At 64.5% G+C, this 19,476-nt stretch carries 18 protein-coding genes; 6 read left to right on the forward strand and 12 right to left on the reverse strand.

The genetic code is table 11. The features are described from left to right. Position 1: 1 nt before the first annotated feature. Complete coding sequence (locus CK489_RS11010; RefSeq protein ID WP_050626798.1) at positions 2-496, reverse strand: VOC family protein; 495 nt, start codon at positions 494-496, stop codon at positions 2-4. 134 nt (positions 497-630) lie between these two features. Beyond that, positions 631-1,176 carry a carboxymuconolactone decarboxylase family protein gene (locus tag CK489_RS11015; RefSeq protein ID WP_050626799.1) on the reverse strand — a complete coding sequence of 182 codons (546 nt, stop codon included), beginning with the start codon at positions 1,174-1,176 and terminating at the stop codon, positions 631-633. Positions 1,177-1,344: 168 nt separating this feature from the next. Between CK489_RS11015 and CK489_RS11020 the strand changes: the two genes are divergently transcribed. Together CK489_RS11020 and CK489_RS11025 are read left to right on the forward strand one after the other, a co-directional pair. Next, positions 1,345-2,529, forward strand: a complete 1,185-nt coding sequence (locus CK489_RS11020; protein ID WP_095732334.1) for an acyl-CoA dehydrogenase family protein — start codon at positions 1,345-1,347, stop codon at positions 2,527-2,529. 131 nt (positions 2,530-2,660) lie between these two features. Further along, positions 2,661-3,800, forward strand: coding sequence for an acyl-CoA dehydrogenase family protein (locus CK489_RS11025; protein WP_095732335.1), 1,140 nt, complete (start codon positions 2,661-2,663; stop codon positions 3,798-3,800). Between the two features lie 278 nt (positions 3,801-4,078). On the opposite strand, the gene CK489_RS11030 is transcribed toward CK489_RS11025, so the two are convergent. From CK489_RS11030 to CK489_RS11070, 9 genes are all read right to left on the reverse strand, one after another. Next, complete coding sequence (locus CK489_RS11030) at positions 4,079-5,116, reverse strand: amino acid ABC transporter substrate-binding protein (protein ID WP_050626802.1); 1,038 nt, start codon at positions 5,114-5,116, stop codon at positions 4,079-4,081. A 64-nt stretch (positions 5,117-5,180) separates the two neighbouring features. Then, positions 5,181-5,774 carry a L,D-transpeptidase gene (locus tag CK489_RS11035; protein ID WP_050626803.1) on the reverse strand — a complete coding sequence of 198 codons (594 nt, stop codon included), beginning with the start codon at positions 5,772-5,774 and terminating at the stop codon, positions 5,181-5,183. A 172-nt stretch (positions 5,775-5,946) separates the two neighbouring features. Beyond that, on the reverse strand, positions 5,947-6,075 hold the full coding sequence (locus tag CK489_RS11040; RefSeq protein WP_094193759.1) for a DUF2474 domain-containing protein: 129 nt from the start codon (positions 6,073-6,075) through the stop codon (positions 5,947-5,949). Next, entirely contained in the window at positions 6,075-7,076 is a 1,002-nt protein-coding gene (gene cydB, locus CK489_RS11045; RefSeq protein ID WP_095732336.1) for a cytochrome d ubiquinol oxidase subunit II, read from the reverse strand. Before cydB ends, CK489_RS11040 begins: the two co-directional genes overlap by 1 nt. After that, on the reverse strand, positions 7,073-8,479 hold the full coding sequence (locus CK489_RS11050; RefSeq protein ID WP_050626804.1) for a cytochrome ubiquinol oxidase subunit I: 1,407 nt from the start codon (positions 8,477-8,479) through the stop codon (positions 7,073-7,075). Before CK489_RS11050 ends, cydB begins: the two co-directional genes overlap by 4 nt. Before the next feature lie 127 nt (positions 8,480-8,606). Beyond that, the gene (locus CK489_RS11055) at positions 8,607-9,185 is read right to left on the reverse strand and encodes a thioredoxin family protein (RefSeq protein ID WP_095732337.1); all 579 of its coding nucleotides are present in this window, start codon (positions 9,183-9,185) and stop codon (positions 8,607-8,609) included. Between the two features lie 18 nt (positions 9,186-9,203). Next, entirely contained in the window at positions 9,204-9,899 is a 696-nt protein-coding gene (locus tag CK489_RS11060) for a cytochrome c biogenesis CcdA family protein (RefSeq protein WP_095732338.1), read from the reverse strand. Between the two features lie 413 nt (positions 9,900-10,312). Next, positions 10,313-10,924 carry a sigma-70 family RNA polymerase sigma factor gene (locus CK489_RS11065; RefSeq protein WP_050626807.1) on the reverse strand — a complete coding sequence of 204 codons (612 nt, stop codon included), beginning with the start codon at positions 10,922-10,924 and terminating at the stop codon, positions 10,313-10,315. Positions 10,925-11,169: 245 nt separating this feature from the next. Continuing rightward, entirely contained in the window at positions 11,170-12,261 is a 1,092-nt protein-coding gene (locus CK489_RS11070; RefSeq protein ID WP_095732339.1) for an acyltransferase family protein, read from the reverse strand. A gap of 217 nt (positions 12,262-12,478) precedes the next feature. Between CK489_RS11070 and hrpB the strand changes: the two genes are divergently transcribed. The 3 genes from hrpB (at position 12,479) to CK489_RS11085 (ending at position 17,322) form a co-directional block, all read left to right on the forward strand. Then, entirely contained in the window at positions 12,479-14,947 is a 2,469-nt protein-coding gene (gene hrpB, locus CK489_RS11075; protein WP_198960899.1) for an ATP-dependent helicase HrpB, read from the forward strand. A gap of 206 nt (positions 14,948-15,153) precedes the next feature. Continuing rightward, a complete protein-coding gene (locus CK489_RS11080; protein WP_095732340.1) occupies positions 15,154-16,620 on the forward strand; it encodes an NCS1 family nucleobase:cation symporter-1 in 1,467 nt (488 codons plus the stop codon). Positions 16,621-16,809: 189 nt separating this feature from the next. Further along, positions 16,810-17,322 carry a TIGR02281 family clan AA aspartic protease gene (locus CK489_RS11085; RefSeq protein ID WP_094193760.1) on the forward strand — a complete coding sequence of 171 codons (513 nt, stop codon included), beginning with the start codon at positions 16,810-16,812 and terminating at the stop codon, positions 17,320-17,322. A gap of 772 nt (positions 17,323-18,094) precedes the next feature. Here the strand turns inward: CK489_RS11085 and CK489_RS11090 are convergent. Further along, on the reverse strand, positions 18,095-18,727 hold the full coding sequence (locus CK489_RS11090) for a hypothetical protein (RefSeq protein ID WP_143278122.1): 633 nt from the start codon (positions 18,725-18,727) through the stop codon (positions 18,095-18,097). Between the two features lie 174 nt (positions 18,728-18,901). Between CK489_RS11090 and CK489_RS11095 the strand changes: the two genes are divergently transcribed. Continuing rightward, positions 18,902-19,156: a hypothetical protein gene (locus CK489_RS11095; RefSeq protein ID WP_095732342.1), complete on the forward strand. Its 255-nt coding sequence runs from the start codon at positions 18,902-18,904 to the stop codon at positions 19,154-19,156. Positions 19,157-19,476 lie beyond the last annotated feature (320 nt).

Below are 19,476 nucleotides of genomic sequence, written 5' to 3' on the forward strand. Positions count from 1 at the left end.
ATTACGCTGCGCGCTGCTTCAGCAATTCCTCGAGGTCGAGCCGACGCGTGAACATCGAAAGCTTGCCGTCCGCGCTGCGCGGCCACTCGGCTTCGGGGCGGTCCCAATAGAGCTCGACGCCGTTCTCATCGGGATCGCGCAAATACAGCGCCTGGCTGACGCCGTGGTCGCTGGCGCCGTCGAGCTGGATGCCGGCCGACAGCACCCGATGCAGCGCGTCGGCGAGCGCCGGGCGGGTCGGGTACAGGATGGCGGTGTGGAACAGGCCGGTGGTGCCGGGCGGCGGCGGACGGCCGCCCTTGCTCTCCCAGGTGTTGAGACCGATGTGGTGGTGATAGCCGCCGGCCGAGATGAAGGCCGCATCGGTCCCGAGGCGTTGCTGCAACTCGAAACCGAGCACGCCGCAATAGAAGCCGAGCGCCCGCTCGAGATCGGCGACCTTGAGGTGGACATGCCCGATCCGCGTGCCCGCGACGATGGGGGGATTTTCCGGCATGACCTGGCTCCGTTGGCATCAATGCCGTGCCATCAGGGCAGGGCTTCGCCGCCTGATATAGTCTGGATTTGCCGGGGCCGGAGCGATCCATTCGGAAACGCAGCGTTTCCGAATGACGCCACGGCCGGCCGGATCTAGCATAGCTCCGACAGCTCGCCGCCGGGCAGCTGGAATTCGAACGTGTTCAGCGTCATCGACACCATGGTGTAGTAGCCGCAGAGCCCGATCACCTCGACCAGGCCGCGCTGGCTCAGCACCTCGATCGCCTCGTCATACAGTGCCTTCGGCAGGCCGTGACCTTCGTGCAGCGCCTTGGCGACGTCGTAGATCACCCTGGCCTTGGGATCGTCGAAGGTCGGCGTCCGACGCACGCGAATGTCTTCGATGATCTTCGGGTCGAGCCCGCCCTTCAGTGCGAGGCGCTTGTGGGCATACCATTCGTAATGCGCGGTCCAGTGCCGCGCGGTGACGAGGATCGCGATCTCCGACAGCTTCGGCGGAAAGATCGTGTCGAAGCGCAAGACCTCGCCGAGTCGCGTGGCATGCCGCGCCATCTCCGGGCTGTTGAGCCAGGCCATCATCGGCGCTGGTGGCGCGCCGCGCTTGCCGGCAATCGACTCGTCGTAGGTTTCTTTCTGGGCGGCGTTCATTTCGCTAGGCGAAAGCAGTTTCAGCCGCATGTCCGTTTCCTCTTGTTTTTCAATCGCTACCCCGTCTCGGCGATACACCCGATCGCGCAAGGTGAGTAGCGACGCCAGAGCATGGCGCGGCCGCGAGGCATATTGAATTCGGCGGCTGCGTAGGTCTAAGGTCGAATCCAATTCGTCGATTTTGACTGGAAACGCACCATGGCTGACCTCGAGAAATTCCGCGCTGAGACCCGCGCCTGGCTGGAGCAGAACTGCCCGGCCGAGATGCGCAAACCGATGACCTCGGATGGCGACACCTTCTGGGGTGGCCGCAACACGAAATTCTCCTCCGAGGCGCAGCGGGTCTGGTTCGAGCGGATGCGCGACAAGGGATGGACCGTGCCGCATTGGCCGAAGGAATATGGCGGCGGAGGCCTCGACGGCGAGGAAGCCAAGATCGTGCGCCAGGAGATGGCGGCGATCGGGGCGCGCCAGCCGCTGACCTCGTTCGGCATCTCGATGCTCGGACCGGCGCTGTTGAAATACGGCACCGAGGAGCAGAAGAAGGAGCATCTGCCGAAGATCACCGCGGGTCTGATCCGCTGGTGCCAGGGCTATTCCGAGCCGAATGCCGGCTCCGATCTCGCCTCGCTGCAGACCCGCGCGGTCGGCGACGGCGACGACTACATCATCAACGGCCAGAAGATCTGGACCTCCTACGCCAACTATGCCGACTGGATCTTCTGCCTGGTGCGCACCGATCCCGCGGCCAAGAAGCACGACGGCATCAGTTTTATTCTCTTCGACATGACGTCGAAGGGGGTGTCCACAAAGCCGATCCTGCTGATCTCCGGCTATTCGCCGTTCTGCGAAACCTTCTTCGACAATGTCCGCGTGCCGAAGTCGCATGTCGTCGGCACCGTCAATCGCGGCTGGGATGTCGCGAAGTACCTGCTGCAGCACGAGCGCGCGATGATCTCGGGCATGGGCGAGCGCGGCGTCGGCCGTCCGCTCGGCCAGATCGCGGCCGACTCGGTCGGCGCGGATGCGCAAGGCAAGCTCGACGACGCGCAGCTGCGCAGCCAGATCGCGAATTTCGAGGTCGATGAGGCCGCGCTTGCCGCCGCCGCGGAGCGCGCGGTCGATCTCGCCAAGGCCGGGCAGTCGCATCCGGCGTTCTCGTCGGCGATGAAGTATTACGGCACCGAGCTCAACAAGCGGCGCTACGAGATCCTGATGTCGGCCGGCGGCATCGACGCCCTGGAATGGGAAAGCGACCGTTCCCGCGGCGGCGCCCGCCCGCGCGCCTGGCTGCGCACCAAGGCCAACTCGATCGAGGGCGGCACCTCGGAGGTGATGCTCGGCATCGTCGCCAAGCGCATCCTCGATCTGCCGGGGGCGTAGCTACCGGTCGTTCCGGGGCGGCGCGAAGCGGCGAACCCGGAACCTCGAGATTCCGGGTTCGATGCTGCCGCATCGCCCCGGAATGACGAACTCGGAATTTTTCTGCTTAGAACGTTAGATCGGATCCATCCATGGCCCTCGTCCTCACCGAAGAACAATCCATGCTGCGCGACAGTGCGCGCGGTCTCATCAGCGACAAGGCGCCGGTGGCGCATCTGCGCGGCCTGCGCGATGCCAAGGACACCACCGGCTTCTCGCGCGAGTTCTGGACAACCTTTGCCGAGATGGGCTTCTCCGGCCTCTTGGTGCCGGACCAGTTCGGCGGCAGCGGTCTCGGCTGCGTCGAGGCCGGCATCGTCATGGAGGAGATCGGCCGCACCTTGATGCCGTCGCCGTTCCTTTCGACCTCGGTGCTCGCCGCATCGGCCCTGTCGCGCGGCGGCAGCGAGGCGCAAAAGGCGCAGCATATGCCCAAGATCGCCAACGGCTCGCTGCTCGCGGCGCTCGCGATCGATGAGGGCGCCAAGCATCGGCCGCTGCAGACCAAATTGCAGGCGACGCGTGCCGGCAACGGCTTCAAGCTGTCCGGCGACAAGGCTTTCGTGGTCGACGGCCACACCGCCGACCTGCTGATCGTTGCCGCGCGCAGTGCGGGCAGCGCCGGCGACAAGAACGGGCTGACCCTGTTCCTGGTTGATCCCAAAGCCAAGGGGCTCGCGGTCGAGCGTACCGCGATGGTCGATTCGCACAACGCGGCGCGCATCGTGTTCGACAATGTCGAGGTCAACGCCGACAGCGTGCTCGGCGAGGTCGATCAGGGCTTTGGGCTGCTCGAGGGCGTGCTCAATATCGGCCGCGGCGCGGTCGCATCCGAAATGGTCGGCCTCTCCGACGAGGTGTTCGGCCGCACCGTGACGTACCTCAAGGAGCGCAAGCAGTTCGGCAAGGCGATCGGCGAATTCCAGGCACTGCAGCACCGCGCCGCCGAGCTCTACATCGATATCGAGATCACCCGCGCCGCGGTCCTGAAGGCGCTGCAGGCGCTCGATACCGATATCGCGAAGGCCGCGACTGCGGTCTCGGTGGCAAAAGCGCGTGCCGGCACCACCGCCACGCGGGCCGTGCAGGAAGGTGTGCAGATGCACGGCGGCATGGGCATGACCGACCAGTTCGACATCGGCTTCTTCATGAAGCGCGCCCGCGTCTGCCAGGAGCTGTTCGGCGACAGCAATTTCCACACTGACCAGCTCGCCAGCGGCAAGGGTTACTGAGCCGACGCGTCAGCGCCGCGTAACAGCGCAGCGCAACGACGCCGCACACTGTCATCTCCCGGCTCGACCGGGCGATCCAGTATTCCAGAGACAGTGGTGCTTGAGCGGAGAAGCCGCGACGTACTGGATCACCCGCTTTCGCGGGTGATGAGAGCGGAGGGTTGGCGGCCTGAGTAGGCCCGTCATTGCGGGCGACGCGAAGCAATCCACTTCACCGCGTGTGCGGAGCGATGGATTGCTTCGTCGCTATTGCTCCTCGCAATGACGCCGCAGAAAGGCTACCTGATCGGCGGTGCGTATTGCACGCCGCCGGCGTTCCAGAGCTGGTTCATGCCGCGCGGGATCTTCAGCTTGGAATCGGCGCCGACGTTGCGGTCGTAGACCTCGCCGTAATTGCCGACATGGCGGATGATGCGCACCGCCCAGTCCTTGGTCAGGCCGAGATCCTCGCCATAGGAGCCCTCGGTGCCGACCAGCCGCATCACTTCCGGCTTCTTCGACTTCAGCGCCTCGTCGATGTTCTTCGAGGTGATGCCGAGCTCTTCGGCGTTGATCATGGCGTAGAGCGTCCACTTCACGATCATCATCCAGTCGTCGTCGCGCTGCCGGACCACCGGCGCCAGCGGCTCCTTGGAGATGATGTCGGCCAGGATGGTGTGGTCGTTCGGCTTGGCGAGGTTGAGCCGCAGCGCATAGAGCTGCGAGGCGTCCGAAGTCAGCGTGTCGCACTGGCCGCTGTCATAGGCCTTCACCACGTCGTCGAGCTTTTCGAACTTCATCTCCGTGTACTTCATGTTGTTGGCACGGAAATAGTCGGCGAGATTGAGCTGGGTCGTGGTGTTGGCCTGCACGCAGACCTTGCTGCCGTTCAGATCGAGCGCGGAATCGATGTTGCGCGAGCGCGGGATCATGAAGCCCTGGCCGTCATAATAGGCGACCGCCGGGAAATAGAGGTCGTAATTGGTCTCGCGCGACATGCTCCAGGTGGAGTTACGCGACAGGATGTCGACCTTGCGGTTCTGCAACTCCTTGAAGCGCTCGCTGGCGTCGAGCGGAACGAACTTTGCCTTGGTCGGATCGTCGAAGATCGCCGAGGCCACCGCGCGGCAGAAATCGACGTCGAAGCCGGTCCAGTTGCCCTTGTCGTCCGGATTCGAGAAGCCCGGCAGGCCCTTGTTGACGCCGCACAGCACGTCGCCGCGGCGGACGGTGCGCTTCAGCGTGCGGGTGTCGTAACGCTCATAGGTGATGGCGGCGGCCGCAACCAGCGCGGCGACCGCGAGCCCGATCGTCAGGCCGCCTCGAAATGTACGCATGGGTTCTCTCTCGCGAATGATCGGGGGAAAAACAGGTCGGATATCGAAGGCGGGCGGGTAGCGATTACAGTTCGGGCTTCTGGCGGATGATCACCTTGGTGCCGACGGGGACGCGGTTGTAGAGATCGGCGACGTCGGCATTGACCAGCCGGAAGCAGCCGGACGAGATCGCGGTGCCGATGGTGTCGGGCCGGTTGGTGCCGTGGATGCGGTACACCGTGGTGCCGAGATACATCGCGCGCGCGCCGAGCGGATTGCCCGGGCCGCCCGCCATGAAGCGCGGCAGGTAGGGCTGGCGAGCGATCATTTCCGGCGGCGGCACCCAATCCGGCCACTCGGCCTTGCGGGTGATGGTCACGAGGCCCTGCCACTGGAAACCATCGCGGCCGACGCCGATGCCGTAGCGGAGCGCGCGGCCATTGCCTTGCACGAGGTAGAGATGGCGTTCGGCGGTGGAGACGATGATGGTACCCGGCGCCTCATTGGTCCGGTAGTACACGACCTGCTTCTGCCATTCCGGATCGAGCTCGTAGCTGTCGTCGGCGATCAGGCCCGGCTCGTCGGCGTCCGGGCGGCTCTGGGCGAAGCCATGCGATGTCGACAGCACGAGCGCGCCCGTGGCGATCAACATCCAGACCAGGTGACGAAGTTTCGTCATGCAAAGCTCTCCTTGTTGGCAAGCGGCCAAATGGTTGCTCCACCCAAATCGCTCGGAAGCATCAAATCTCAGCGGCAGCTTGATGGCAAGTTTAGGGCGGGCATCACACTATATCACTGTAATGCTTCCGTTTTTTGTCGGCGGGGCCGTGTGGGGTGCGGCCCCGCCGGCCTTATTTCGGCGCGATCCAGAGTCGCAACGCGAACGAGACCAGGGTCACCGTGCCGACGCCGCCGAGCCACAGCACGGCGAACCACAGCAGGCGCTGGCCGAGCGGCCGCTGACTCGGATCCGGCGGCATCAATGGTATCCGTGGCCGGGGCGTACCTTGCCGCGGAACACCCAATAGGCCCAGGCGGTGTAGCCGAGGATCAGCGGCACCAGGATCGAGACCCCGACCAGCATGAAGATCTGGCTGTTGGCCGGCGCCGCCGCCTGCCAGATCGTGATGCTCTGCGGCACGATGTACGGGTACATGCTGATGCCGAGCCCGGCATAGGACAGTGCGAACAGCGCCAGCGTCAGGAAGAACGGCTGGTGGTCGTTCCTGTTGCCGAGCGCGCGCAGCAACAGCGCGGTGACGGCGGCGACCGCGATCGGCACCGGTGCGGTCAGGATGATGTTGGGCCAGGCGAACCAGCGCTGGGTGTATTGCACGGCCAGGAACGGCGTTGCGATGCTGACGGCGCCGATCGCACAGAGCATCGCGACCAGCAGGATCCAGCTCAGCTGATAGGCGCGCTCGCGCAGCCCACCCTCGGTCTTCATCACCAGCCAGGTCGCGCCCAGCAGCGCATAGCCGATCACCAGCGCAATGCCGGTCAGCACGCTGAACGGCGTCAGCCAGTCCCACCAGCCGCCGGCGTAGTGGCGGCCCTCGACATGGATGCCCTGCAGGATGGCGCCGAGCGCGATGCCCTGCGCCAGGGTCGCGACCAGCGAGCCGCCGGCAAAGGCGAGATCCCATTTGTTGCGCGCCTTCTGGGTGCGCCAGCGGAATTCGAAGGCGACGCCGCGGAACACGAGGCCGAGCAGCATCGCGATCATGGGCGTGTAGAGCGCCGGCATCAGCACCGCATAGGCCAGCGGAAACGCCGCCATCATGCCGCCGCCGCCGAGCACCAGCCAGGTCTCGTTGCCGTCCCACACCGGCGCCACCGTGTTCATGATGACGTCGCGATCCGTCTTCTGCGGGAATAGCGGAAACAGGATGCCGAGGCCGAGGTCGAAGCCGTCCATCACGACATAGACGAACACCGCGAAGGCGATGATGAAGGCCCAGATCGTGGTCAGGTCGATCATCGCGCGCCCTCCACGGCAGCGCCGGCGGCCGGCGTGATGCCGGCGGCGCGCGCGGGGATGTTTGTTGCCGGGCCCTGCTCGCCGGGGTGCGGCGGCTGCGCCATCAGCCGCAGGATGTAGATCACGCCCGCGATGAACACGGCGAAGTAGACGATGATGAAGGCGATCAGCGAGGAGCCCACGGCGGGCGCCGCCAGCGGTGAGGCCGAATCCGTCGTGCGCAGCAGCCCGTAGACCGTGAACGGTTGCCGCCCGGTTTCCGTGGTGATCCAGCCGGCGAGCACCGCGATGAAACCGGCCGGCCCCATCAGCACCGCGAAGCGGTGCAGCAGCGGTGACTGGTACATCAGGCCGCGCCAGCGCATCAGCAGGCTGAACAGGCCGAGCCCCAGGATCAGGAAGCCGAGCCCGACCATGACACGGAACGCCCAGAAGGTGATCGGCACCGGCGGCCAGTTCTCGCGCGGCACGGTGTCGAGGCCGGCGAGCGGCGCGTCGAGCGAATGCTTCAGGATCAGCGACGACAGCTTCGGCACCTCGATCGCGTATTTCACCTTGGCGTCGCGCTCGTCGGGCCAGCCGAACAGGATCAGCGGCGCGCCGTCCTTGTGGCTCTGGAAGTGGCCTTCCATCGCCATCACCTTGGCCGGCTGGTGCTCCAGCGTGTTGAGGCCGTGCTGGTCGCCGGCGAGGATCTGGATCGGCGCCACCAGGGTCGCCATCCACATCGCCATCGAGAACATCACGCGCGCTCCGGCCAGATGCTGGTCGCGCAGCAGGTGCCAGGCGCCGACCGCGCCGACCACCAGCGAGGTGGTGAGGTAGGCCGCCAGCACCATGTGCACGAGGCGATAGGGGAACGAGGGATTGAAGATCACCTTGAGCCAGTCGGCGGCGACGAACTGGCCGTCGGCATTGATCGCGTGACCGGCCGGGGTCTGCATCCAGGAATTGGCCGACAGGATCCAGAACGCGGAGATCAGCGTGCCGATCGCAACCATCAACGTTGCCAGGAAGTGCAGTCTCGGGCCGACCCGCGACAGCCCGAACAGCATCACGCCGAGGAAGCCGGCCTCGAGGAAGAACGCGGTCAAGACCTCATAGGCCATCATCGGGCCGATCACCGGCCCGGTCTTGTCGGCAAAGGACGACCAGTTGGTGCCGAACTGGTAGGACATCACGATGCCCGACACCACGCCCATGCCGAACGCGACCGCGAAGATCTTCAGCCAGTAATTGAACAGGTTGATGTAGACCTCGCGCCCGGTGGCAAGCCACAGCGCCTCCAGCACCGCGAGATAGCTCGCAAGCCCGATCGAGAATGCGGGAAACACGATGTGGAACGACATCGTGAAAGCGAATTGCGCGCGGGCGAGTACGACCGCATCCCAGCCTTCGAACATTCCGCACCATCCATTGCCAATGCTCTGGGGCGCGATCCGGTCACGGCATGCGCATTCGGAATCGCGTCATCCCCGGCGTGGACCCTACCACGCCGGGGATGACGACAATACAGGACGGAACGTCCAATCAGCTATTGGCGTTGAGCAGCCGGGCGACGGTGCGGTCGATCTCGTCGTACTGCCCCTCGCCGGCGTGCTGGAACACGATCTTGCCGTTCTGGTCGATGATGTATTGCGCCGGCCAATACTCGTTGTGGTACGCGTTCCAGGTCTGCGAATTGTTGTCCTGCGCCACCGGATAGAGGATGCCGTGCCGCTTCAGCGCCGCCTGCAAATTGGTGGCCGAATGCTCGAACGGGAATTCCGGCGTATGGACCCCGATCACGACGAGGCCGCGATCCCGGTACTTTGAATAAAGTTGGGTGACATGCGGCAGCGTGTTGACGCAGTTGACGCAGCCATAGGTCCAGAAATCAACCACCACGACCTTGCCGCGCAGGTCGGCCAGCTTCAGCGGCTGCGAGTTGAACCAGTTGCTGATCCCGGCGAATTCGGGCGCGGTCTGGCTCTGTTCAGTCGTCATCGCAACTGCGCGCGGCACCGGCTGAGCCGGTGCGTCGAATTCGGTGCAGAGGCCGGGGATCACGGCGCCGCCGAGGCCAAGGGCAGCGACGAGGGCTGATACGGCGAGCAAGCGGACGGGCATCGATGTCTCCTTTGCGATTCACAGGCCGATCTGGCCGTTGGGATAGAACTGGGTCAGCCACGCCACGATCAGTGTGTCGTATTGCAGGTAGGACAGCGCGGCGAAGCCGATGATCACGACGCCGAAGCCCTGCTGCAGGCGCGGCGCGATCCGCGCCATGCTGCGCACGCGGGTGGTGACGGCCTGTCCGCCATAGGCGATGGCAAGCATCGGGATCGCGGCGCCGATCGCGTAGGTGATGAGCTGCAGGCTCGCCCACGCCGTGTCCTTCGAAGTCGCGACGATGGTCAGGATCGAGCCCAGCACCGGACCGGCGCACGGCGTCCACACCAGGCCGAGCGTCGAGCCGAGCAAAAAGCCGCCGAACAGGCTTTGCGACGGCATGGTCTGACTGAAGCCGCCAGCGGCACCGGTTAGCCGGATCGCCAGCCATTCGAACGGCGCCGGCCAGATCATCAGCAGGCCGAAGCCGGCGAGCAGGACGGCTGCGCCGGTCCGCAGCACGTTCGGATCGAAATCGAAGGCGCGCGTGATCGCGCTCAGCAGCAATGCCACGGCAGAGAATGACATCACGAAGCCGAGCGCGATCATCGCGGGCCGCGCCTTGCCGGTCTGGCCTATCGATACCCCAAGCAGGATCGGCAGCATCGGCAGGGTGCAAGGGGCAGCGACGGTGGCGACACCGGCAAGCAGGGCAAGAGCAAGGCTGAGCATCGTCGTCCGTCCATCAGAAGTCCCGGCGCGCCAGAGGGCCGTGCCGGGTACGCCTGATGGTCTTCGCTGGGGCGGGGCGGCCGTTACGGCGGAGCCATCGCAGGCGCCGTCACGTCCGTGTGAGACAAGCCGTGATCGGCTTCGCGACCATGCGCCAGAAACAGAGCGACCCGGCTGGGGGGCATCCCGGCCGGGTCGTTGGAGGTTTACTTGGGAGGTTAGAACTAGGGAAGTCTCGAAACTGAGTCAGTCACTTGGGTTGGGGTTGCGTTGTTGAATATCGGTATAGAGATCGCGTTTTTCCGGGTGATGTCGTCGATTGTTTCAATTGTTTCGTCGCCTGACTTTTTTGGCTTCGTGGACAATTGCCCGGGCTCCTCAATCTCCTTCTAAGTAACTGAATTTGCTTCGCTTTATGCCGCGACGCTGTCCACGCCGGCGCCCCTCAGGAGGTCGGCGAGCTGCTTGCGGGCATAGAACATGCGGGTCTTCACCGTGCTCTGCGGGATCCCGATGATCTGGCCGGCCTCCTCGACCGACTTCTCATGGTAGTAGACCAGATTGATGATCTCGCGGTGGGCCGGCGACAGCTTGGCGACGCAGGCGCGCAGGATCTCGCTGGTGGTGGCGCGATCGAGCGAGGTTTCCGGCGTGTCGGCGCCGTCGGCGATCTCCAGCACGTCGTCCTGGTCGATGTCCTCGTGCTTGCGCTGGCGCAGCGCGGTCAGCGCCTTGAAGCGGGCGATCGAGAGCAGCCAGGTCGAGACCTGCGAGCGGCCCTCGAACTGGGCCGCGGTGCGCCAGACGTCCAGGAACACCTGGCTGACCAGGTCCTCGGCCATGGTGGTGTCGCGCACCATGCGCAGCACGAAGCGGTAAACCCGGACGTTGTGACGGGCGTAGAGCGTGTGCATCGAGGTGCGGTCGTTCTTGGCGATACGCGCGAGCAGCATTTCATCCGAGGTCGCGCGAGCAGCGTCGATGTGCTTCTTGGCTGCAGAGTTGATGGCGATGACGTTCGGCATGACAGGCTCCCAGTTCGCCGTTGGGCGGCGGTTCGTTGGGAGAAAGCTAGTTAGCGCCCGTTTCCGGATGTCTGCGCCAAAAGCGGAAAATGGTTTCGTGACCGGGAGAATTGTTTCGTCGCAGCCCGGGCGACGAAACATTCGCGGCCAAAAGGCCTGTCATTTCAATGCACGGAAAATTCGAACGGTCGAATCCGGCCCTTGGGGAACGAATCCGGCTTATGACTTTCGGCACTACCTGCGGTCTATTCGGCCGCCTGCAAAGCGGGCGTTGCCTTTTTCGGGGCAATCCAGAACGCATCGGGCCGCTCGAACAGGAAATTGGCCCGGACCGCCAGCGCCAGCCGCCAGATCAGCAGCGAGCCGGCAACGCCGACCGCGGTCACGATCAGCGAAATCAGGCCGATGTCGGGGATGACGTCGAACCGCAGCAGAACCGTCCGGGTCGCAGCCATCGGCAGGAAGAAGGCGAGGTAGATCACGATCGAGTGCTCGCCGCAGAAGCGCAGGAAGCCGAGCCATTGCGCCCGCGCCAGCAGCGTGCCGGTCACGATGATCGCACAGGCACCGGCAAAGCCGAGCACCAGCGAGACGATCGGCCACTCGCTGACATCGAGCGCAACCAAACCGCCATTGACGAGCGCCCAGAGGCCAAGCCCGAGCAGCGCCAGCGCAGGCCGCGATCGCGCACGGTCCGACAGCGCGAACACATGATCGGCCAGCACATAGCCGGTGTAGAAATAGACGAAACGGGCGCTGAACTCGTCGATCACGTACCAGCCGGTCGTGACGTGCGCCGACTCCAATGCGGCTGCGATCAGCCAGATGATGAGCGGGTGGACGTTGCGCGTCAGCTTGGTGACGACGAAGAAGATCGGCAGCAGATAGATGAACCACAGCGTGCCGAACGGCTGGACGAAGGATTCGAGGTATTGCAGTCCGGCCTCGGCCCAGCCGGCCTCGGCAGCTATCAGCGGTGCCTTGAAGCCGAACTGGATCGTCACCCACAGCACGTAGAAATAGGCGAAGTGCATCACCTTGCGGTCGAGATAGGTGCGCCAGTCGCGATCGATCACCACCGAGAGGAACAGTCCCGAGATCAGGAAGAAGTCCGGCATCCGGAACGGCTTCGCGAACATCACGACATAATGCATGAAGCCGGTCTGGTCGGCGGCCTTCTCGACCCCCAGCACCGAGTGCATCATCACGACCATGATGATGCAGATGCCCTTGGCATAATCGACCCAATCGACACGCGCGGCCGCGTTCCCAAGGGATCGATCAAGTGATCGACCGAGGGAACGATCTGTCGCAGCGACTGTGCCGTTTGTGGTCATCCTTGTCCCGTTTCGGCGAAATCGGGCCTATCATTGACCCGACCGGTTGCTTTCTCCTTTATCAATACAAAGGATGTGCCAGCGAACCCTGGGCTCTGTCCCCGGTTCCCTGGACCGGGCGGATGGTCTAAGAGGCCCGGAAATCCTAAGAGAATCCGACGTTCGTTAACCACGGGACGCTGGGCTGGCCGAGTGCCGTGGCCTGCGATGAGACTCCTTGCCGCACCAATTCGATAGCCCGCTGCCGATCGACGCCGTGCTCGATGAACTCGACCGCACGCTCGATCGCCACAACGCCGCCGTGCTGGTGGCGCCGCCGGGCGCCGGCAAGACCACGCGCGTGCCGCTGGCGCTGCTCGATGCACCCTGGGCCAAGGGCAAAAAGATCATCGTGCTGGAGCCGCGCCGCATCGCCGCGCGCGCCAGCGCCGAGCGGATGGCGAAGACGCTTCGTGAGCGCCCCGGGGAGACCGTCGGCTATCGGGTGCGGTTCGGCTCGAAAGTGTCGCGCGCGACGCGGATCGAGGTCGTCACCGAGGGCATCTTCTCGCGCCAGATCCTCGACGATCCCGAGCTCAATGGCGTCGCCGCGGTGCTGTTCGACGAATTCCACGAGCGCTCGCTCGATGCCGATCTTGGCCTGGCGCTGGCGCGTGACGCGCAGACCGGCCTGCGCGAGGACCTGCGCATCCTCGTGATGTCGGCAACGCTCGACGGCGCGCGGGTCGCAAAGCTGCTCGGCGATGCGCCCGTGGTCGAGAGCGAGGGCCGCGCCTTTCCGGTCGAGACCCGCTATGTCGGCCGCAAGGTCGACGCGCCGGTCGAGCGGCAGATGGCCGAGACGATCGCGACCGCGCTGCGCGCCGATGCCGGCTCGGTGCTCGCCTTCCTGCCCGGCGCGGCCGAAATCCGCCGCACCCAGACCTTCCTCACTGAGCGCGTGCATGACGCCTCGGTCGAGATCGTGCCGCTGTTCGGTGCGCTCGACGCCGCCGTGCAGGACCGCGCCATCGCGCCGGCGCCGAAGGGCATTCGCAAGGTGGTGCTGGCGACCTCGATTGCCGAGACCTCGCTGACCATCGAGGGCGTGCGCATCGTGGTCGATTCCGGCCTCGCGCGGGTGCCGCGCTACGAGCCTGACATGGCGCTGACCCGGCTCGAGACGGTGCGGGCATCGCGCGCCGCGGTCGATCAGCGGCGCGGCCGCGCCGGCCGTATCGAGCCCGGGATCTGCTACCGGCTCTGGGACGAGCCGCAGACCGCGTCGCTGCCGGCCTATACCGCGCCCGAGATCCTCTCCGCCGATCTGTCATCGCTGGTGCTCGACCTCGCGCAATGGGGTGTCAGCGATCCCTCAGGCCTCGCCTTCCTCGATCCGCCGCCGGGACCGGCGCTGAAGGAAGCGAGATCGCTCTTGTCCGAACTCGGCGCCCTCGACGCAAACGGCCGGATCACCGAGGAGGGTCAGAGTCTGCGCGCGCTGGCGCTGCCGCCGCGACTGGCGCGCATGATCGTGGATTCCGCCCGCTTCGGCATGGGCGAGGAGGCGGCCGAGATCGCCGCCGTGCTGACCGAGCGCGGGCTTGGCGGCGACAGCGTCGATCTCGACGTCAGGCTCGACCAGTTCCGCCGCGACCGTTCGCAGCGCGCCTCGAGCGCCCGCAGCATGGCCGCGCGCTGGGCCTCGCAGGTGAAGGCGGCGGTGAGCGAGCAGAAGGATCTCTCGACCGGCGTCATGCTGGCCTTCGCATTCCCGGATCGCGTCGCGAAGAACCGCGGCAATGGCAGCTTCGTGCTGGCCAACGGCCGCGGCGCGGCCGTCGAGCAGACCGCGGCGCTGGCGCGGCTGCCCTATATCGCGGTCGCCGAACTGACCGGCACGGCGGCGAGCGGCCGCATCCTGCTGGCGGCGCCGATCACCCAGGACGAGATCGAGCAGCGCTTCGCCGACCAGGTCGAAAACGTGGAGGAGGTGACGTTCGACCGCGGCGCGATGGCGCTGCGCGCGCGCCGCCGGCGTTCGCTGCACGCGATCACGTTCTCGGAAGCGCCGATGTCGCTCAAGCCATCGGCCGAGACCGCGCGGGTGTTCGCCGACGGCCTGATCGCTGCGGGTCTCGACCGCCTGCCGTGGTCGAAGCAAGCAAAGCAATGGCGCGATCGGGTGATGTTCCTGCGCAAGGCCGAGGACGACAGTTGGCCCGATCTGTCGGATGCCGCGCTCGCCGCGCGCGCCGACGACTGGCTGGTGCCAGCGCTGTACGACAAGACGGCGCTGAAGGATCTGTCGGCCGGTGACCTGTCGGACGCGCTGATGGCGCTGCTGCCGTGGGAGCTGCGCGCCCGGCTCGATCGCGAGGCGCCGACGCATTTCGAGGCGCCGACCGGAACGCAGCTTGCGATCGACTACGAGGCCGAGCAGGGCCCGACCATTGCCGTCAGATTGCAGGAGCTGTTCGGTCTCAACACCCATCCCTCGATCGCCAGGGGTGCGGTGCCGCTGGTGCTGGAGCTGCTGTCGCCGGCGCAGCGGCCGGTGCAGGTGACGCGCGATCTGCCCGGCTTCTGGCGCGGCAGTTACGCCGCGGTGCGTTCCGACCTGCGCGGCCGCTATCCGCGCCATCCCTGGCCGGAAGATCCCGCCAGCGCGCTGCCGACCAGACGGGTGAAACCGCGCGGCACTTGAGGTCTTGTGAATTCCTCATGACCCGTCATCCTGAGAGAATGGGATCCACGAGTAGCACCGAACATTCAGTGTCGTCCCTGCTTTCGCAGGGGCGACGGGTCGCAAAGGTTCACACCTCGGAGGTCTGGGGCTGGCGAGCATCCGCAAACGGTGGTTAGATTTGCGGGCTGGGATGGGATCACGGGCTCGCAATTGGGGAGGCCGCCATGAACCTCGAAAATCCTGAGATCAAGAACGCATCGCCGTCGCTGTACAACGAGGATCTGGCGCCGGCAAAGGAGCGCAACTGGGGCGCCTTCAGCATCTTCAACGTCTGGACCTCCGACGTTCACAGCCTCTGGGGCTATTACCTCGCCGCCAGCCTGTTCCTGCTCTGCGGCAGCTTCGTCAATTTCATCCTCGCGATCGGTGTCGGCTCGCTGGTGATCTTCGTGCTGATGAGCTTGATCGGCAATGCCGGGGTGCGGACCGGCGTGCCCTATCCGGTGTTGGCGCGGGCCTCGTTCGGGGTGTGGGGCGCCAACATCCCGGCGCTGGTGCGTGCCATCGTCGCCTGCTTCTGGTACGGCGCGCAGACCGCGGCGGCATCAGGGGCGATCGTCGCGCTCTTGACGCGGATCGATAGCTTCAAGGCGTTCCACCAGTCGAGCCACATGCTCGGCCATTCCACGCTCGAGGTGATCTGCTTCGTCGTGATCTGGGCGCTGCAACTCCTGATCATCCAGCGCGGCATGGAGACGGTGCGCCGCTTCCAGGACTGGGCGGGACCCGCAGTGTGGCTGATGATGCTGATCCTTGCGATCTATCTCTGCATCGCGGCCGGCGGCATCTCGCTCACCGCGCCGATCCCGCAGGATGTGCTGCTGGAGAAGACCAAGGAGGCCGGCGTGCCCGGCGTGCCCGGCTCGTTCCCGGCGCTGTGCGCCGTCGCCGCGACCTGGATCACCTATTTCGCCGCGCTCTATCTCAACTTCTGCGACTTCTCGCGCTACGCGCCTGACGTCAACGCGCTGCGCAAGGGCAATATCTGGGGCCTGCCGGTCAATCTGATCCTGTTCTCGCTGGTCGCCGGCGTCACCACGATCGCAGCGTTCAACGTCTATCACGAGGTGCTGCTGCATCCCGACCAGATTTCGGCGAAGTTCGACAGCTGGTTCCTGGCGCTGCTCGCCGCCGTCACCTTCGCGGTCGCAACGCTCGGCATCAACGTCGTCGCCAATTTCGTCTCGCCGGCGTTCGATTTCTCCAACGTGTTTCCGCGGCAGATCGACTTCAAGAAGGGCGGCTACATCGCGGCGCTGATCGCGCTGGCGCTGTATCCGTTCGCGCCCTGGGAGGGCAGCGCGGCCTCGTTCGTCGGGCTGATCGGCGCGACCATGGGGCCGATCTACGGGATCATGATGGTCGACTATTATCTGATCGCGAAGGGCCGCGTGAACGTGCCGGCGCTGTACCAGGAGCACGGCGAATATCGCTTCCAGAACGGCTGGAACGTCAGCGCCCTGATCGCCGCCGCGGTCGGCGCCCTGTTCTCGTCGGTGCTGCCGAACTTCACCTCGATCCTTCCGGCCTGGTGGGCGGTCTATGGCTGGTTCTTCGGCGTCACCATCGCCGGCGTGGTCTATTACGCGCTGCGCGTGGCGATGCCGAGCCCGGTCGCCAAAACCGCCTGAAGGCGGCCTGAGGGCCGCCAAATTGCTGCATGGGCGGGGCGTCCGATGTCATTCGGCCGCTTCAGTGGGCTCGCATTAACCCTTCGCTCATCCTTTTCGCCAAAATGGCATTCTCGCGCTGCCGCCCTCGCTCGCGGCGGGGCGTTCGGCGTGGTGAAATTGCGTGTTCGGTTTTCCGAGTATGGTGTCATGCGTAACCTGATGATTTTCGCGGCCATCCTGATCGGGCTGGGCACCTTCATGGCCCAGATGGCCAGCAAGATGTCGCCCGCCGCCGCGACCACCGCAAAGCAGACCATCGCTCCCGCCGTTACGGTGGCGCAGGCCAGCGCCCGCACGTTCAGCATTGCGCCCGACCCGCGCGGTCATTTCGCGACCGACGGCCGGATCGACGGCCAGCGCATCAACTTCATGGTCGACACCGGCGCCTCCGTGGTGGCCCTCAACGAGACCTCGGCTGCGCGCTTCGGCCTGCGCCCGGTGCCGGGCGACTACACCTCGCGCGTCACCACCGCCAACGGCACCATCAAGGCCGCACGCGCACATATCGCCATGATCGAGATCGGCGGCCTGACCGTGCGCGACGTCGACGCGCTGGTGCTGCCGGACGAGGCGCTGTCGGAAAACCTGCTCGGCCTGTCCTTCCTGTCGAAGCTGAAGCGCTTCGAATACGCCAATGGCAAATTGTTGCTGGAGCAGTAAGGCCGATTGGCATCAGAGCGCTATCCAAGTCTTCCGCTGGATGTCTTTCTCCATGATGCGGATCGTCTCCTCAGAACGGCAGAAAATTCCGCTGATACTGAGGAGGGTGGACATCCAAGGAGCCTCGAGGGAGCTCAGGGCGCGGCTTGTTCACATTTTGGGAATGAGAGGGCATCGAGTCGATCTTCGCAACGGCGCGGTATTTGCGTCAGACGCCCGCGGACAACATCAGACCTGAAGCGCTTTCGCAGAGTGTCGAGCCGATCTCCCGGCGTGCTCACCGCAAATCCCTGCTGCACTCTCTAATATAGCCGGGCGGATCGTCGAGATTCGGGCATCGCACGACCTGATCGCAAAAGACTTCATCACCGTGTTTGAACATCAAGACTTTTAAACGCTCGTCTCTCTCCGTCGGCTTCCCAATAATAGCTATGCCTAGACCGCGATCGTCACGCTGATAGCGACACCTCATCTACGCCAAAAGCAAAAACGGATAGACACTCTTTCGGCACATCGGTCCATTGCCCATTGTGCTCGATACGCATCGACCGTTCCAGGCCTACCCCAAATCCTTTTTTTCCGGGTTTCGGTCGCGAACTGCGTTGAGGGTGCGAAGTTCGATCTTCGCAAGATTCCCGCCTTGTTGATTTTTGAAAGTCAAAGTCACGACATCCGGCTTACACCAGGGGCCGGAGTTTGCCCTGCATACCGTTGAACTGGAGAGCAGAAGGCATAACGCTCCGGCGAGCGCGAGCATTTTCATCGGCATGACTCAATATTTGTATCGATTCCAATCAGGCATTCTCGACCCCGTTAGCTTGCCGTGAAGCCAATACAAATAGCTTCCATCCCAAGATCCAACCCACGCTCGATAATCTGGAGTTTTCTGGGAATAGGCTTTCGCATTGTCTATATCTCCATCACTTTCAAGCTGATTTTCCCAGTGCATGTGCCCACGTGCCACCGCACCGCTGTCGCCAAGCCCCACACCACCGCCGAGCGCGCCGTCTTGGAATCCACGCGCTATCTGATCGTAGTAATATAGTCCGTTGCGCTTATGAATTTCCACGCTCAACTCCGGGATGAAGCCCATCCTCTTGGTCTCTTCCGGGTAATGTTGGGTACCAAGGTCTATCATTTCCTTGCGGGCAGCGTCCCATGCGCGTTCCGCGCTCTCGAAAACGATCCCCGCATTGCGGCTCGGATAGTCACCACCTTCGTCGCCGCCGAAACGCTTGATGCCGACGATGCCACCCGATCCGCTGGGGCTGTTGCCAGTCGCGGGCCCGTTGAGGCCGGGTTGACCGGCTCCTGTCGCAGGCTGTTGCAGTTGGGTTTGCGGCTGTGGCTGCTGGTTGAGCCGGTGTCGGCGGCTGTTGAAACTGCGCCTGTTGAGCAGGGCCATCCGCGGCGAACGGATCGTGGTCAACGGGAACGAGCGAGTAGTCATCGAAGTCCGGCTGATGGTCCACCGACACCAGAGAGTAATCAGGCATGATCATCACCTACAGATATTGCGGACACGTCGGATGAGCCCGTGCGTGATCGCACCTCGCGGAGAGGGCTGGGTTGGCTTTGGATGTTTGAAGGCAAGTGCTTGAAGGCAAAGCGCTTGAAGGATGGCTTGCGCGATGGCGCGGAAGTGTCGCTTCCGGCTTGGCTTGCCCATCGTCTTCGCCGGGCGCCCGTCTGTCGGTGGGGCGGCCCTGGCTATCAGCCAGTTAGGCTCGCTGCGGCGGCCAATTTCGGCGCGCTCGGCAGTCTGATGCAAAAAGCCCGCAGCGGCTTTTCCGGTGCGGGCTCAATTGTTGCGATGATGAAAATGTATCGGTGAGTTGCCCGACGTGTCAACTCTTCGACGCGCAGATTTGTTCGACAGGCAGATTGCAGAGCGGCGGGAGAAGCTGGAATAACAACCGCACGGCAATGCCTGTCCTTGCCTGGCGCCACCCCTGCAGAAACCATGGGTCGGAGCGATGAGCAGTCAGGCAGCTTGCAGGGCACAACAGCGCGGCGGATTGCGCCGGCGTGCAAGTCTTTCGCCGACGCCAAATCTGCCGTAATTATTCGCCACAAGCCGTCAATCCCGCCTTCCGCTGCGGCGATGCATTCGCTAAAGCCAGCGGCATTGTTCCTCCGCATTTCCACGAGGCC

Origin of the sequence: Bradyrhizobium sp. UFLA03-84 (assembly GCF_002289535.1) — a bacterium.
Lineage (GTDB): Bacteria > Pseudomonadota > Alphaproteobacteria > Rhizobiales > Xanthobacteraceae > Bradyrhizobium > Bradyrhizobium viridifuturi.

Excerpts from the sequence above, each read along its gene's own strand:
- CK489_RS11010 (WP_050626798.1), bottom strand. The coding sequence starts at position 496 with ATGCCGGAAAATCCCCCCATCGTCGCGGGCACGCGGATCGGGCATGTC.
- CK489_RS11015 (WP_050626799.1), bottom strand. The coding sequence starts at position 1,176 with ATGCGGCTGAAACTGCTTTCGCCTAGCGAAATGAACGCCGCCCAGAAA.
- CK489_RS11020 (WP_095732334.1), top strand. The coding sequence starts at position 1,345 with ATGGCTGACCTCGAGAAATTCCGCGCTGAGACCCGCGCCTGGCTGGAG.
- CK489_RS11025 (WP_095732335.1), top strand. The coding sequence starts at position 2,661 with ATGGCCCTCGTCCTCACCGAAGAACAATCCATGCTGCGCGACAGTGCG.
- CK489_RS11030 (WP_050626802.1), bottom strand. The coding sequence starts at position 5,116 with ATGCGTACATTTCGAGGCGGCCTGACGATCGGGCTCGCGGTCGCCGCG.
- CK489_RS11035 (WP_050626803.1), bottom strand. The coding sequence starts at position 5,774 with ATGACGAAACTTCGTCACCTGGTCTGGATGTTGATCGCCACGGGCGCG.
- CK489_RS11040 (WP_094193759.1), bottom strand. The coding sequence starts at position 6,075 with ATGCCGCCGGATCCGAGTCAGCGGCCGCTCGGCCAGCGCCTGCTGTGG.
- cydB (WP_095732336.1), bottom strand. The coding sequence starts at position 7,076 with ATGATCGACCTGACCACGATCTGGGCCTTCATCATCGCCTTCGCGGTG.
- CK489_RS11050 (WP_050626804.1), bottom strand. The coding sequence starts at position 8,479 with ATGTTCGAAGGCTGGGATGCGGTCGTACTCGCCCGCGCGCAATTCGCT.
- CK489_RS11055 (WP_095732337.1), bottom strand. The coding sequence starts at position 9,185 with ATGCCCGTCCGCTTGCTCGCCGTATCAGCCCTCGTCGCTGCCCTTGGC.
- CK489_RS11060 (WP_095732338.1), bottom strand. The coding sequence starts at position 9,899 with ATGCTCAGCCTTGCTCTTGCCCTGCTTGCCGGTGTCGCCACCGTCGCT.
- CK489_RS11065 (WP_050626807.1), bottom strand. The coding sequence starts at position 10,924 with ATGCCGAACGTCATCGCCATCAACTCTGCAGCCAAGAAGCACATCGAC.
- CK489_RS11070 (WP_095732339.1), bottom strand. The coding sequence starts at position 12,261 with ATGACCACAAACGGCACAGTCGCTGCGACAGATCGTTCCCTCGGTCGA.
- CK489_RS11080 (WP_095732340.1), top strand. The coding sequence starts at position 15,154 with ATGAACCTCGAAAATCCTGAGATCAAGAACGCATCGCCGTCGCTGTAC.
- CK489_RS11085 (WP_094193760.1), top strand. The coding sequence starts at position 16,810 with ATGCGTAACCTGATGATTTTCGCGGCCATCCTGATCGGGCTGGGCACC.
- CK489_RS11090 (WP_143278122.1), bottom strand. The coding sequence starts at position 18,727 with ATGGCCCTGCTCAACAGGCGCAGTTTCAACAGCCGCCGACACCGGCTC.
- CK489_RS11095 (WP_095732342.1), top strand. The coding sequence starts at position 18,902 with ATGTTTGAAGGCAAGTGCTTGAAGGCAAAGCGCTTGAAGGATGGCTTG.